This window comes from Yoonia sp. BS5-3 (genome assembly GCF_038069655.2).
Lineage (GTDB): Bacteria > Pseudomonadota > Alphaproteobacteria > Rhodobacterales > Rhodobacteraceae > Yoonia > Yoonia phaeophyticola.
Genome location: NZ_CP150951.2, coordinates 1,272,658 through 1,287,166 on the forward strand (window position 1 = coordinate 1,272,658; position 14,509 = coordinate 1,287,166).

Here is a 14,509-nt window from a genome sequence, read left to right on the forward strand (position 1 = left end):
ATCGAAATTTATGCAAAACCCCGCTCAAAAGCGGGGTTTTTTCGTTTCTTAACCACTTGTTAACCAACTGTTCAACGTGAGTTCACCTCACGTCATCTAGGTTTACCCCTGTTAGTGAGTAGCATCGTATTTGGTTGAGGATTGAGAGCCAAAGAACGTGCTGTTTCGAAGCGTAAAGTTCTGGTTCCTGGACCCCTTTTCATTGTGATTGGGCCATCCTGCCGCGGGCTTTACGTTGCGCGGAATATGATTGCTGGAGCGAACGCCAGTCGGACAGGGTCCTCAGTCCCTGTTTGGGTGGGGCCGGACTCAACACGTGCTTTGGTAATGCAATTCTGCCGGTCAGGCCGAGTGGTGGCATGATTTCAAAGGAGGCAAGTCAACTTGGTTGGCTTGCCTCTTGCTTATCTGCCTGTCCTTACGTATATGCTTCATAACAGCGGCGCCTTGGCTTCCACCCCCACGGCACCACCGGGAAATATCAACGGGCCGCGCGCCCGTTTTTTTGTGCCCAGATGAAGGGCTTTGTAAAAGATGAATGATCTGATCGCCAAGGCGGCTATTGACCGCCGTATCGCTGAAATTGTCACCCCGGTCGTTGAGGACATGGGATTTGAGGTCGTGCGTGTTCGTATGATGTCTGGCAAAGAAACCATTCTGCAAATCATGGTCCAGCGCCCCGATGGCCAAATCGAGGTCGATGAATGCGGCCAGATTTCCACGGCGTTGAGTGCTGTTCTGGATGTCGAAGATCCGATCTTGGATGTTTACAATTTGGAAGTTTCCAGCCCTGGCATCGACCGCCCCCTGACCCGCCTGAAGGACTTTGAGCAGTGGGAAGGTTTTGAGGCCAAGATCGAAACGGATGAGCTGATCGACGGTCGCCGCCGCTTTAAGGGCCAGTTGGCTGGTATTGAGGGCGATGAAGTTCTTATCAACATTACCGAAGGCACTGTTGGTTTGAAATTTGAATGGCTGTCAGATGCCAAGCTGGTTCTGACAGATGAGTTGATCCGCGACGTGCTGCGCGGACGTAAAGACGCGGGTCAGATCGACGAGACCCAGTTTGATGAAATTGAAACCATCATCGACGGTGATGAAAATGCGCCTGTGAAGGGCGATGCCGAGGAGAGAACTTAAGATGGCATATACATCCGCCAACCAGTTGGAGCTTTTGCAAACTGCCGAGGCTGTGGCCCGCGAAAAGAACATCGAGCCCGGGCTTGTTGTTGAGGCGATGGAAGAATCGCTCGCCCGTGCTGCAAAGTCCCGTTACGGCGCCGAGATGGATATTCGCGTCTCTATCGATCGCAAGACTGGCCGCGCCACCTTTACCCGTGTCCGCACGGTGGTTGAGGATGAAGAGCTTGAGAATTATCAGGCTGAGTTCACCGTTGAGCAGGCCAAGGAATACATGGAAAACCCCGAAGTGGGTCAGCAGTTCATCGAGGAAGTCCCACCCGTTGAGCTGGGCCGCATTGCTGCCCAATCTGCCAAGCAGGTCATTCTGCAAAAAGTCCGCGAAGCTGAGCGTGACAAGCAGTATGAAGAGTTCAAAGACAAGGCGGGCACCATTATCAACGCCCTCGTCAAGCGCGAAGAATACGGCAATGTCATCGTGGATGTAGGGGCTGGTGAGGCCGTTTTGCGCCGCAATGAAAAGATCGGTCGCGAAGCCTATCGCCCCAATGATCGCATCCGCTGCTTTATCAAGGACGTGCGCCGTGAACAGCGTGGCCCGCAGATTTTCCTGAGCCGTACGGCGCCCGAGTTCATGGCTGAGCTGTTCAAAATGGAAGTTCCTGAGATCTATGAGGGTATCATTGAGATCAAAGCCGTCGCCCGCGATCCGGGATCGCGCGCCAAGATCGCTGTGATTTCCTATGATGGCTCCATTGATCCTGTGGGCGCTTGCGTTGGGATGCGTGGTTCCCGTGTGCAGGCTGTTGTGAACGAATTGCAGGGCGAAAAGATCGATATCATTCCTTGGAATGAAGACATGCCGACCTTCCTTGTGAATGCGTTACAGCCCGCCGAGGTTGCCAAGGTTGTTTTGGACGAAGAAGCCGGCAAGATCGAAGTTGTTGTGCCTGATGAGCAGCTTTCCCTTGCCATTGGTCGCCGCGGTCAGAACGTCCGTCTGGCCAGCCAACTGACCGGTCTTGATATCGATATTATGACCGAAGAAGAAGAGAGCAAACGTCGTCAGGCTGAGTTTGAACTGCGCACCAAGCTGTTCATGGATACGCTTGATCTGGATGAATTCTTTGCCCAGCTCTTGGTCTCTGAAGGGTTTGCAAACCTCGAAGAGGTTGCCTATGTCGAGGTTGATGAGCTTTTGGTCATCGAAGGCGTCGACGAAGATACTGCCAGCGAATTGCAGGCCCGTGCCCGTGATTATCTGGAAGAGCAAGCCAAGAAAGCAATGGAAGCTGCCCGCGCCCTTGGCGTTGAGGACAGCCTTGCCAATTTTGAGGGTCTGACCCCGCAAATGCTTGAAGCGCTGGGCAATGACGGCGTTAAAACGTTGGAAGACTTTGCGACCTGTGCCGACTGGGAGCTGGCCGGTGGCTGGACCACAATCGATGGTGAGCGCGTCAAGGATGACGGTGTTCTGGAGCCATTCGATGTCTCCCTTGAAGAGGCGCAAGATATGGTCATGACCGCCCGCGTGTTGCTGGGTTGGGTCGATCCGGATGATCTGGTGACCGAGGAAGAAGAAGGCGAAGACGCCGAGACAGAAACAGAAGAGGCGGAGGCCTGATTTCAGGCCTTTGGTGGGGCAGTAAATGGCGCGTGGTGGCCACAACAAGCAGCGCGGTGATGTTGAACGAAAGTGCATCGTCACCGGCGAAGTGCAGCCAAAGGCTGGCCTGATCCGCTTTGTTGTGGGCCCGGACAATCAGGTGTATCCTGATGTCCTGGGCAAACTGCCGGGCCGCGGGATGTATGTGACCGCTGACCGCGATGCTTTGGATCAGGCAGGTAAGGGTCAGTTTTCGCGTAGCGCGAAACAGACGGTCGCCGTTCCAGATGGGCTGACCGCAGAAGTCGAACGTCAGCTGGTCCGCCATACGGTCGATCTGATTGCATTGGCCCGCAAGGCCGGACGTGCGGTTTGCGGCTTTGAAAAGGTAAAGGGCTGGCTTGCTGGTGGCGAACGGGTCCGTGTGTTGGTTCAGGCCAGTGATGGTTCGGACCGCGGAAAGACAAAATTATGGACGCCCGAAGGGGCCCGATATTTCGGATGTTTGACGTCAGCCGAATTGGGTTTGGCTTTTGGGCGCCAAAGTGTGATACATGGCGCGCTTGCCACTGGTGGACTCAGCAATCGTGTTGTAGAGGAAGCCACAAAGCTACGCGGTTTGCGCGAAGTGAACGGGGGCGATACGGCCGCCGAGAAGGATAAAGAAGCTAGATGAGCGATAACGACGGTAAAAAGACACTTGGCCTTGGTGGTTCACGTCCCAGTAACGTGAAGCAGAGCTTTAGCCATGGGCGCACCAAGAACGTCGTGGTGGAAACCAAGCGCAAGCGCGTTGTGGTCCCTAAGCCGGGTGCCGCGAAACCAGCCGGTGCCGGTGGCCCTGTCAAAGGTGGCGACCCCTCTAAGCGTCCTGCCGGGATTTCTGAAGCCGAGCTTGAGCGCCGGATGAAGGCGCTTGCCAAAGCCAAGGCCGCTGAGGCGGAAGAGCAAGCCAAGCGCGAAGCAGACGAAAAGGCCCGCGCAGCTGAGCGCGAAGCCCGCCGTGCTGAGATCGAAGCCAAGGAAGCCGAAGATCGCGCCCGCGAAGAGCGTGCCAAGGCGAAGGCCGAGGAAGAGGAACGCAAAAAAGCCGAGGCCGCCCGCGCCAAAGCTGCCGCTGCGGCCCCGCCCCCTGCCGCTGCTGTCCCTGGCGAGACTGAAATTTCCCGCCCATCCGCCGCACCGCGCAAGGCCGATCGTGGCAATGAAACACGCGATAAGGCCAATAAGTCCAAGCCGGGTCGTGGCAATGACGAAGGCCGCCGTTCCGGCAAGTTGACATTGAATGACGCAATGGCTGGCCGCGATGGTGGTCGCCAACGCTCAATGGCGGCTATGAAGCGCAAGCAAGACAAGGCCCGCGCTAAGGCGATGGGTGTCTCAGCTGAGCGTGAAAAGGTTTTCCGCGAAGTGGCGCTGCCAGAGGCGATCACTGTGTCTGAGCTTGCTAACCGGATGACCGAACGTGTCGCCGATGTCGTCAAGGCCCTGATGACCAATGGTATTATGGCAACCCAAAACCAGACCATTGATGCTGACACAGCTGAATTGATCATTGAAGAGTTTGGCCACACCGTTGTTCGCGTCTCTGACGCTGATGTGGAAGACGTTATTCAGACTGTTGAGGATAAGCCTGAAGATCTGAAATCACGTCCGCCGATTATCACGATTATGGGTCACGTTGATCACGGGAAAACATCGCTTTTGGATGCGATCCGCAATGCCAAGGTTGTTGCTGGCGAAGCTGGCGGTATTACCCAGCATATTGGTGCTTATCAGGTGAAAACGGACAGCGGCACCGTCCTGTCCTTCCTTGATACGCCTGGTCACGCTGCGTTTACCTCGATGCGGTCCCGCGGTGCGCAGGTCACTGATATCGTTGTGCTGGTTGTTGCTGCTGATGACGCAGTGATGCCGCAGACGGTTGAGGCGATCAACCACGCCAAAGCGGCTGAAGTGCCGATGATTGTTGCGATCAACAAGATCGACCGTCCTGCTGCAAACCCCGACAAGGTTCGTACCGATTTGCTGCAGCACGAAGTGATTGTCGAAAAGATGTCCGGTGATGTGCAGGATGTCGAAGTGTCGGCCATCACAGGCCAAGGTCTGGATGACCTGCTTGAGGCCATTGCGTTGCAGGCAGAAATTCTGGAACTGAAAGCGAACCCGACCCGTGCCGCAGAAGGCGCTGTTATCGAGGCCCAGCTTGATGTCGGCCGCGGTCCTGTTGCGACTGTTCTGGTTCAGAACGGCACGTTGCGCCAAGGTGATATCTTTGTTGTCGGTGAGCAGTACGGTAAGGTCCGTGCCCTGATCAACGACAAAGGCGAGCGGGTCAAAGAAGCTGGCCCTGCTGTTCCTGTTGAGGTGCTTGGCCTGAACGGTACACCTGAAGCCGGTGACGTTTTGAACGTTGTTGAAACCGATGCACAGGCCCGCGAAATTGCGGAGTATCGCGAAAAAGCGGCTAAGGAAAAACGTGCTGCGGCTGGTGCTGCCACGACGCTTGAGCAATTGATGGCCAATGCCAAAGCCGACGAAAATGTCAGCGAGCTGCCTATCGTTGTCAAAGCTGATGTGCAGGGCTCTGCCGAGGCTATCGTCCAGGCGATGGAGAAAATCGGTAATGATGAGGTTCGCGTGCGCGTTCTGCATTCGGGCGTTGGTGCGATTACCGAAACCGATATCGGTTTGGCCGAAGCCTCGGGTGCGCCGGTCTTTGGGTTTAATGTCCGTGCCAATGCAACGGCCCGGAATACTGCGAACCAAAAGGGTGTCGAGATCCGGTATTATTCGGTCATCTATGACCTTGTGGATGACGTGAAGAAAGCGGCCTCTGGCCTGCTATCTGCCGAAATCCGCGAGAACTTTATCGGTTATGCGTCGATCAAAGAGGTCTTCAAAGTGTCCAATGTCGGTAAAGTGGCCGGCTGTATTGTCACCGAAGGTGTCGCCCGTCGTTCTGCCGGTGTCCGCTTGCTGCGCGACAACGTAGTCATCCACGAAGGGACGCTGAAAACGCTCAAGCGCTTCAAGGATGAAGTGCCAGAGGTTCAGTCTGGTCAGGAATGCGGTATGGCGTTTGAAAACTACGACGATATCCGTCCCGATGACGTGATCGAAATCTTTGAGCGTGAAGAGGTTGAGCGCGAGCTGTAAAGACGTTCAATAGGATGAAATTATAAAAGGCAGCTTGTGATCAGGCTGCCTTTTTCTATACCGGTTCTTGGCCGTAGTTTTCCCAATACTCGCCCATCGCCAGCACGCATGACGTTCCATTGGCGTAGTTTTGTACGATGGTCCAATCCCCACTGGATGGCACGATCCAGATTTGGATCATCGCATCGGGGTCCCTGATGCCGCTGGCCTGTGGTGTTGCCCCATTTACGGTTTGAAGCTGGTCATGCAACCTGGTCGTGTCATCGCAGAACAGATCGGTGAATTGCGCCTGCCCAGTTTGCGGAATGGCGATGCAAAGGCCGGCGAATAGGGTACGTATTCTTGTCATTTTTGACCGTCGTCTTTTTCCGATACACAGAAGTGTAACAGAATTACGACAAATCACCTATGCCCAATTATCTCTGGTCATCCGATATGCTGTAAGCGATCTATTCCTCAGCTTCCTCAGCTTCCTCAGCTTCCTCAGCTTCCTCAGCTTCCTCAGCTTCCTCAGCTTCCTCAGCCGGTTCCGGTACGATCACCCCTGTCCCGACAGCATAGCTTGCCGGTATGTGTGGCAAATCCTGAACAATCGCCATCATGTCCAACTGCTGTAGGAGCCGCACAATGTCTTCATCTTCGGCAAGCGTAAGAAATGTAATTTCAACCTGCCCGTCCATGTTCATTGATAAGTGTCGATAGGTGACTGGCGTTGTTTCAGCCTGATCGGCCTCTTCGCTGATTTCTGGGTGGTCTATGACCGCTAGCCCGTCAAGGAATGCAAAGATGTTTTCGGCCTCTTGCGGTGTTGATGTGATTCCGCCTTTGGCCGCGCGCAGCCCATCGCGCGACAACATCACGCCAACCGCCATGATCTTATCGTCCTGCCGGTAAACCCTAACTCCGCCTGATTTGCGTGCAGCCGCGACCTCTTCAAAATACTGGAGCAGTTCGTTCGACGGGTTAGTGTATAGTGCTGTGCGCCGTATTTCATGGCCGACAATGGTTTCAAGCGCAGTGATGTCGAATGGTTCGGCCGTCCAACCCTGCGGCGGGGCTGGCAGTACGTCTTCGGGTTCGAATGGCAGCGAAAGGAAGATCCCGTCGCGCATCCCTGTTACCATAGTTGCGATTGACCCGAAGAATCCACAGCGACGCGTGCAACCGTCTTCGCGTCTTTCGGCATATTCCTCAGCTTGCTCATTCAACGTATCGTTGATGGCGGCGCGTGTCTCGGATCTACGATCCGGGGTCAAGTAGGTGTCGACCGCTAGCATCGCAGTCAGTAAGACGATGATCCCGCCTATCGCGGCCACGACCAGGGCAATTTTTCTCATAGGATGTTTCCGTCTTCTTTTAGCGTTTTCATCGCTGCAGCAACATTAGACGTCAGTTCAGGGTCCGAGCAAGACAGCGCGCGTTTTTAAAGCCAATCGCGCAGGATTGGAATTAGCGGGATGTCCGCTGCGGGCATTGGGTAGTCCCGCAATGCACTCGCCCGCACCCATTTCAGCGCCTGTCCTTCACGCGATTGCGGGATGCCTTCCCATTTGCGGCAGGCAAAAAGCGGCATCAGCAGGTGGAAATCGTCGTAAGAGTGGCTGGCGAATGTCAGGGGTGCCAAACAGGATGCCCATGTGTCGATGCCAAGTTCTTCTTGTAATTCGCGGATCAATGCTGCCTCGGGCGTTTCCCCGGCTTCGATTTTCCCGCCTGGGAATTCCCAAAGCCCGGCCATGGATTTTCCCGCCGGACGCTGTGCCAGAAGCACCCTTCCATCGGGATCAATCAACGCCACCGCTGAGACCAAAACCGTTTTCATGACCGGTAATCCGCGTTGATGCTGATATAGCCATGGGTCAAATCGCAGGTCCAAACGGTGCTTTTCCCTGCACCGATACCCAGATCGACGCTGATGCTGAGTTCGTCGTTCTTCATATAGGCGCTGGTCGCGTCTTCCGAATAGTCCGGTGCCCGCCAGCCATTTTCGGCGACGGTGATGTCTCCGAATTTGATATTGAGTTTATCCCGATCTGCGGCGGCGCCGGATTTCCCGACCGCCATTACCACCCGGCCCCAATTGGCGTCTTCCCCCGCAATGGCGGTTTTCACAAGCGGTGAGTTGGCTATGGATAACGCCACTTTATGCGCGTCACTGTCGCTTTGCCCGCCAGAAACGTTCACGGTCACAAATTTCGTGGCGCCTTCGCCGTCGCGGACGACCTGATGCGCCAAGTCCAGCATCACATTATGCAGTGCCTGGGCAAAATCGCTGTTTCCGCCCACATCGACGCCGGACGCCCCGGTTGCTGCCGCGATCAGTGTGTCTGATGTCGACGTGTCACTATCCACGGTAATGCAGTTGAAGGTCTTGGCGTTGTGGCCAGATACCAACGCTTGCAACGTCGGTTGCTCGATCTTGGCGTCCGTAAATATATAGACCAGCATCGTTGCCATATCTGGCGCAATCATACCTGAGCCCTTGGCGATGCCTGCGATCTTGACCGTTTGACCGTTGATATCCACCGACGCGCCAGCGCCCTTTGGGAACGTGTCGGTTGTCATGATTGCCTTGGCGGCGTCAGTGATCGAATCTGGTGCAAGATTCGCAGCCAATTCCTGCATCTTACCGACGATCCGGTCATGCGGCAGCCGTTCGCCAATCACGCCGGTTGACGCGGTGAAGATTCGACGCTCGTCGATTTGCAAAGCATCCGAGACTGCCCCACAGATCGCTTTGACGCTGCCATCCCCATACTTGCCGGTGAATGCGTTGGAGTTGCCAGAATTCACGATAATTGCCGCAGGTCCGACCGGATCCGCCCCTAATTTCGCCTGACAATCCAGCACATTTGCCGACCGTGTTGCCGAGCGTGTGAACACCCCGGCAATCGTGCTGCCGGGCGCAAGCGCCGCAAGCATCACATCATCACGCCCGGCATAATGCACCCCGGCCGCTGCCGCAGCGAAGGTGATACCATCGATAACCGGCAGGTCTGGAAAACCCGCCGGAGCAAGAGGAGAAATCGTCATAGTTGCCTATTGATCCAGAAGTTCGATCTGATCGAGCAGATTGACGTCAAACGCGCCTTCCTCGGGCCGTTCGATGACAGCATCTGCGGCCAAGGCCTCTAAACGTTCGGTCACGGCAAGTTCTTGCAATTCAGCTGCGATCTGCCGACGTGTTTCATCAAGCGTTGGTTGCGGTTTGGCACGTGTTTCCACCAATGTCGCCACATGCCAGCCAAACTGCGTTTCAAATGGGTCGGATACACCGCCGACCTCAAGCGAGGTTATCGCGTTTTCAAACTCGGGCACCATGGCGCCTTCGCCGAACCAGCCCAGATCACCGCCGCTTGGCCCCGTTGGCCCAGTGGATACGTCACGCGCGACATCAGCAAATGCGGCACCTTCATCGATCCGAGCCTTCGCGGCGATGGCCTCTTCCTCGGTTTCGACAAGAAGATGTGATGCGCGAAATTCGGGAAGCTCTTCCGCATCGGCATAGCGTTCTTCATAGGCGGCGATTACCATGTCTTCGGTCACGGATGTTTCGGCGATTTGTGTGACGACATCGGCGGCCAGCATGGAGCGGCGTTCATTGGTCAGGATGTAGTCAATCCGGCCTGGGGGCGTTTCGACTGAATCTGCCAAAAGCTGCTGTTGGATCAATTGGTCAACAATGCCGCCAAACAACAGCTCGTTCGGCATTTGGGCAAATTGCTGCGGCAATTGCGAGCGCGCGACGATCATCTCGCCCAATGTGATTTCGGTGTCACCCACTTTGGCCACAACTGTCGCCGCAGACACATCCTGCGCGGTTGCCGCAGATGACATCACAAGCGCGGTCGCCGCCGCCCCCAAAAATGTAACATGTTTCAGCATTAAACGTTCCCTTGATAGGCCGTGGAAGCCCACGGCGTTGACACTGCATATCCGGCCCCTTACATCCCTTGGACAGGCTCGAGGGGGCCATTTTACGCTAATCTTGGCCCTTTCTATGTGGCCTGTAACGTGGCTACAAGCGACCTCCTCTCAAATAGATGTCAGACAGGCGCAGACGCGCCGCCGGAGTGAATATGCTGGGTATCGGAACGATCGCCAAAAAGGTCTTTGGCACCGCGAATGACCGCAAGGTGAAAACCGTCCGTCCGCTTGTTGAGAAAATCAACGCGCTTGAGCCAGAGTTCGAGGCGCTGACCGACGAAGGCATCAAAGACAAAACCGAAGAACTGGCGACCCGCGCCATGGGCGGCGAAAGTCTTGATGCGCTTTTGCCCGAGGCGTTTGCCAATTGCCGTGAAGCTGCAAAGCGCGCCCTTGGTTTGCGCGCCTTTGACACACAGTTGATGGGCGGCATTTTTTTGCATCAGGGCAATATCTCTGAGATGAAAACCGGTGAGGGGAAAACCCTCGTTGCGACCTTCCCGGCCTATCTGAATGCGCTGACGGGCAAGGGCGTGCATATCGTCACCGTGAACGATTATCTGGCTCGCCGCGACGCTGAATGGATGAGCAAGGTGTACGCCGCCCTTGGCATGACCACGGGTGTTGTCGTGCCGCAGCAGCCCGCCGAAGAGAAGAAAACCGCCTACGCATGTGATGTGACCTACGCCACCAATAACGAGCTGGGTTTTGACTATCTGCGGGACAATATGAAATCTGAGCTGGATCAAATGTTCCAGCGCCCCCACCATTTTGCCATTGTCGATGAGGTTGACAGTATCCTGATCGACGAGGCGCGGACGCCGCTGATTATCTCGGGCCCCGCCCAAGATCGGAGCGAAATGTATGCTGCGATTGATAAGGTTGTTCCGACAATTGACGAGTCGCATTACACGCTGGATGAAAAGAGCCGGCAGGTTACCTTTACCGATGAAGGCAATGACTTTCTGGAGCAGAAGCTTGCAGAAGCTGAATTGTTGCCCGAAGGACAGACACTATACGATCCTGAAAGCGCGACTTTGGTCCATCACGTCAATCAGGCCCTGCGTGCCCATAAGCTGTTTGTGAAGGATAAAGACTATATCGTCCGTGACGATCAGGTTGTTCTGATTGATGAATTCACGGGCCGTATGATGGCTGGTCGCCGCTTGTCTGATGGTCTGCATCAGGCGCTTGAGGCCAAGGAAGGCGTTTCGATCAAGGCCGAGAACGTGACCATGGCCTCGGTGACCTTCCAGAACTATTTCCGGCTTTATGAAAAACTGGGTGGTATGACCGGTACAGCGGCCACCGAAGCCGATGAATTCCAAGAGATTTATGGTCTCGGCGTTGTCGAAGTGCCGACGAACCGTCCGGTTGCGCGGATTGACGAGGATGATCAGGTTTACCGTACCGCGCGCGAAAAATTCGATGGCATTGTTCATGAGATCAAGGAAGCCCACGCAATGGGTCAGCCTATCCTTGTAGGGACGACATCGATTGAGAAATCCGAATATCTGGCCAATCTTCTGGCTGCCGAAAACATCACTTACAACGTGTTGAACGCCCGTCAGCATGAGCAAGAAGCCCAGATTATCGCAGATGCTGGTAAGCTGAATGCCGTGACTATCGCCACCAATATGGCTGGTCGCGGGACCGATATTCAGCTGGGCGGCAATGTGGAAATGCGCGTTTTGCAGGCTTTGGCCGCTGATCCGGACGCCGATCCCGAGGCGCTGCGCGAAGCGATTGGCGCCGAAGTTGCTGAAGAGAAGGAAAAGGTCAAAGCCGCCGGTGGGTTGTTTGTTTTGGCAACCGAACGCCATGAGAGCCGCCGTATCGACAACCAGCTTCGCGGCCGGTCTGGCCGTCAAGGTGACCCGGGCCGTTCCGCTTTCTTCCTTTCGTTGGAAGATGATCTGATGCGGATTTTCGGATCCGACCGGCTTGATAAAGTTCTGTCGACTTTGGGCATGAAAGAGGGCGAAGCGATTGTGCATCCATGGGTGAACAAATCGCTGGAACGCGCTCAGGCCAAGGTAGAAGGCCGCAACTTTGATATCCGTAAGCAGTTGCTGAAATTCGATGATGTGATGAACGATCAGCGGAAGGTGATCTTTTCACAGCGCCGCGAAATCATGGAAGCCCAGGATTTGTCGGATGTCGCCAAGGATATGCGTGACCAGGTGATTGATGATCTGGTTGCTGACTTCATGCCGCCAAAAACCTATGCCGACCAATGGGATACAGAAGGTCTTCAGACCGCTGTGATGGAAACCCTTGGCATCGATGTACCGGTCAAAGATTGGGCTGCGGAAGAGGGTGTTGATGACGATGACATTCGCGAACGTCTTGAAGATGCCGCAGATGCATTCATGGCAGAGAAGGCCGAAGCCTTTGGTGAAACGACAATGCGCAGCGTGGAAAAGCAGCTGTTGTTGCAGACCATTGATACGAAATGGCGTGAACATCTATTGACGCTGGAGCATCTGCGTTCGGTCGTTGGCTTCCGAAGCTATGCCCAACGTGACCCGCTGAACGAATATAAGACCGAAGGCTTCCAGCTGTTTGAACGTATGTTGGATGGTCTGCGATCCGATGTGACGGCAAAGCTGTCGCAGATCCGACCCATGTCTCAGGAAGAACAAGAGCGCATGATCGCCCAGCTTCGTCAGCAGCAGGCAGCTGCCGCTGCACAGGTTGCTGCAGAGCAGATTGCTGCGCCACAGCCGGGACAAGCCCGCGAGGGATTTGATGAAAATGACCCTAGCACATGGGGCAATCCGGGCCGCAATGATCCTTGTCCTTGTGGATCTGGCAAAAAATTCAAACATTGCCATGGGCGTCTGGCCTGAACTCTGACATAATTGGGCCACCGTTTTTCACTATCGGTTGCTCACTGGTAATGTCGCGGAGATGGGGATGTCGCGTATCAGCACGTTAAAAACCGCTGCAAAGACGCTGGCTGTCGCGCTTGGCGTTGGCCTTGTCATGCAGCTTGGCGTCGATCCGGCTACATCCGAAGACACTGCCCCAACTGTAGACCGTAGCGCTGTGCGTACCTTGATGATGTCGACCAATGCGCAGGGGGAAGCCGTCTTTGGCGTGCCAGATGTTGTCACGACCCCATTACCGCATGCCCAGAATGTCCAAGCGGTTGTTGCCGTTGATATTGTCTACACTGAATTTGCGGTGCCGCAGATGGGTACTATTCTGGCCACACCAATTGAGGGATGCGCGGCGACATTGGATGCCACAGCCGCACCAGCCGCAATGGTTTCGTTGACCCTTTCTGCGCCTTGTACCGCTGATCAGGATCTTGTTTTGCGCCATGAAGGTCTGCAGATCACGGCGCGGACGGATAGTAGTGGGACTGCTGATTTCCTGGTTCCAGCCCTCGCGGTGAATGCTGAATTTTCGGTGCTCTTTGAGAATGTTGAGCATGCGCGCACCGCGCTTGAGGTCCCTGATATGCGCCTCTACGATCGTACCGTTTTACAATGGGCAGGGCGGTATAACTTGCAACTTCATGCACTTGAGGCAGGTGCGTCCATTGGTGATCCTGATCATGTTTGGTCTGCATCGATGCATTCGGCCAGTGACGCAATTGCTGGGACGCATGGATTTGTGACCCGTTTGGGGTCGGTGAATGTCGATTTGCCATACTTGGCCGAGATTTACACGTATCCCGCGGGGCGCGGTAAAGCCGTTGCGGATACGGTGTTGCAAATTGGTGTTGCGGTCACAGAACAGAATTGCGGCCGCGAAGTGGATACGATTGTGATCGAATCGCGTGCTGGTGAATCCGTAGTTTCCCATGGATTGGCTGCTGCGTTGCCGGATTGTTCAGCCGTTGGTGAAGTTGCGATCCTCCCTGATCATTTTCAGGGCGGCACCCTCACCTCGCATTAATTGCTTAACAGGCCATGCGCCCGAAAGCTGAGTTCGCAGGATTTCCCAATGATTAAATGATCATGCACCGTTAGACCCAAGCTGGCGGCGGCGGATGATATTTGCCGGGTCATTTGTATATCGGCGTCTGACGGTGTTGGATCACCTGAGGGATGATTATGCACAAGAATCAACGAGGCCGCGTTAAGCTCTAACGCCCGTTTGACGACTTCGCGGGGATAGACGGGCACGTGATCCAAGGTTCCCTTGGCCTGTTCTTCATCCGCGATCAGTACGTTTTTTGTATCCAGGAATAGGATGCGGAATTGTTCGGTGTCGCGATGTGCCATCGTCGTGTGGCAGTAATCCAGCAAGGCATCCCAGCTTGAAACGACGTGCCGCTGCATGATCTTGGCGCGGGCCAGCCGGTGCGCCGCAGCTTCGACGACCTTCAGTTCAATTACAACAGCGTCGCCAACCCCATCCACCTGCTTCAGCTGCCCAGTTGATGCCGATAGCACCCTGTTGAAATCACCAAAACGGTCGATCAGCCTACGCGCTAGCGGTTTGACATCCTGCCGCGGGATGGCGCGGAACAGGATCAGTTCCAGTAGTTCATAATCGGGCACAGCCGTTGCCCCGCCTTGCATGAACCGTTCGCGCAACCGTTTACGATGGTCGCGCATGTAAGATGGTGTGCGACCGCTGGGAACGGGCGTCACGCGAAGCACATCGTCGCTATCTGCAAATAGTGACCGGGATTCGGCAAACTGAGACATGATCCCAGAT

General features: G+C 55.2%; 12 protein-coding genes. 6 read left to right on the forward strand and 6 right to left on the reverse strand.

Annotated elements, in window-relative coordinates; genetic code table 11:
• Positions 1-534: 534 nt before the first annotated feature.
• From rimP to infB, 4 genes are read left to right on the forward strand one after another with little or no spacing between them, the layout of a single operon-like run.
• Positions 535-1,140, forward strand: a complete 606-nt coding sequence (gene rimP, locus AABB29_RS06500; protein WP_341367708.1) for a ribosome maturation factor RimP — start codon at positions 535-537, stop codon at positions 1,138-1,140.
• A gap of 1 nt (position 1,141) precedes the next feature.
• Positions 1,142-2,764 carry a transcription termination factor NusA gene (gene nusA / locus AABB29_RS06505; protein ID WP_341367707.1) on the forward strand — a complete coding sequence of 541 codons (1,623 nt, stop codon included), beginning with the start codon at positions 1,142-1,144 and terminating at the stop codon, positions 2,762-2,764.
• A gap of 25 nt (positions 2,765-2,789) precedes the next feature.
• A complete protein-coding gene (locus tag AABB29_RS06510; RefSeq protein ID WP_341367706.1) occupies positions 2,790-3,422 on the forward strand; it encodes an RNA-binding protein in 633 nt (210 codons plus the stop codon).
• On the forward strand, positions 3,419-5,905 hold the full coding sequence (gene infB / locus AABB29_RS06515) for a translation initiation factor IF-2 (RefSeq protein ID WP_373636836.1): 2,487 nt from the start codon (positions 3,419-3,421) through the stop codon (positions 5,903-5,905). The genes AABB29_RS06510 and infB overlap by 4 nt, the downstream gene beginning before the upstream one ends.
• A gap of 55 nt (positions 5,906-5,960) precedes the next feature.
• Here infB and AABB29_RS06520 read toward each other — a convergent pair whose 3' ends face one another.
• The 5 genes from AABB29_RS06520 to AABB29_RS06540 all read right to left on the reverse strand — a co-directional run bounded on the left by AABB29_RS06520 (position 5,961) and on the right by AABB29_RS06540 (position 9,790).
• Complete coding sequence (locus tag AABB29_RS06520; RefSeq protein ID WP_341367705.1) at positions 5,961-6,254, reverse strand: hypothetical protein; 294 nt, start codon at positions 6,252-6,254, stop codon at positions 5,961-5,963.
• A gap of 100 nt (positions 6,255-6,354) precedes the next feature.
• Positions 6,355-7,242, reverse strand: a complete 888-nt coding sequence (locus tag AABB29_RS06525) for a hypothetical protein (protein ID WP_341367704.1) — start codon at positions 7,240-7,242, stop codon at positions 6,355-6,357.
• An 86-nt stretch (positions 7,243-7,328) separates the two neighbouring features.
• On the reverse strand, positions 7,329-7,727 hold the full coding sequence (mutT, locus tag AABB29_RS06530) for an 8-oxo-dGTP diphosphatase MutT (RefSeq protein WP_341367703.1): 399 nt from the start codon (positions 7,725-7,727) through the stop codon (positions 7,329-7,331).
• Positions 7,724-8,938: a bifunctional glutamate N-acetyltransferase/amino-acid acetyltransferase ArgJ gene (argJ, locus tag AABB29_RS06535; protein WP_373636837.1), complete on the reverse strand. Its 1,215-nt coding sequence runs from the start codon at positions 8,936-8,938 to the stop codon at positions 7,724-7,726. The genes mutT and argJ overlap by 4 nt, the downstream gene beginning before the upstream one ends.
• 6 nt (positions 8,939-8,944) lie before the next feature.
• Complete coding sequence (locus AABB29_RS06540; RefSeq protein WP_341367701.1) at positions 8,945-9,790, reverse strand: peptidylprolyl isomerase; 846 nt, start codon at positions 9,788-9,790, stop codon at positions 8,945-8,947.
• A 194-nt stretch (positions 9,791-9,984) separates the two neighbouring features.
• Here AABB29_RS06540 and secA point away from each other — a divergent pair, with 194 nt between their 5' ends.
• Complete coding sequence (gene secA / locus AABB29_RS06545; RefSeq protein ID WP_341367700.1) at positions 9,985-12,684, forward strand: preprotein translocase subunit SecA; 2,700 nt, start codon at positions 9,985-9,987, stop codon at positions 12,682-12,684.
• Positions 12,685-12,751: 67 nt separating this feature from the next.
• On the forward strand, positions 12,752-13,741 hold the full coding sequence (locus tag AABB29_RS06550) for a hypothetical protein (protein WP_341367699.1): 990 nt from the start codon (positions 12,752-12,754) through the stop codon (positions 13,739-13,741).
• Here AABB29_RS06550 and radC read toward each other — a convergent pair.
• Positions 13,738-14,499 (reverse strand): DNA repair protein RadC, encoded by a 762-nt coding sequence (radC, locus tag AABB29_RS06555; RefSeq protein ID WP_341367698.1) that lies wholly within the window; start codon positions 14,497-14,499, stop codon positions 13,738-13,740. The two genes, AABB29_RS06550 and radC, sit on opposite strands and share 4 nt — an antisense overlap.
• Positions 14,500-14,509: the final 10 nt, after the last annotated feature.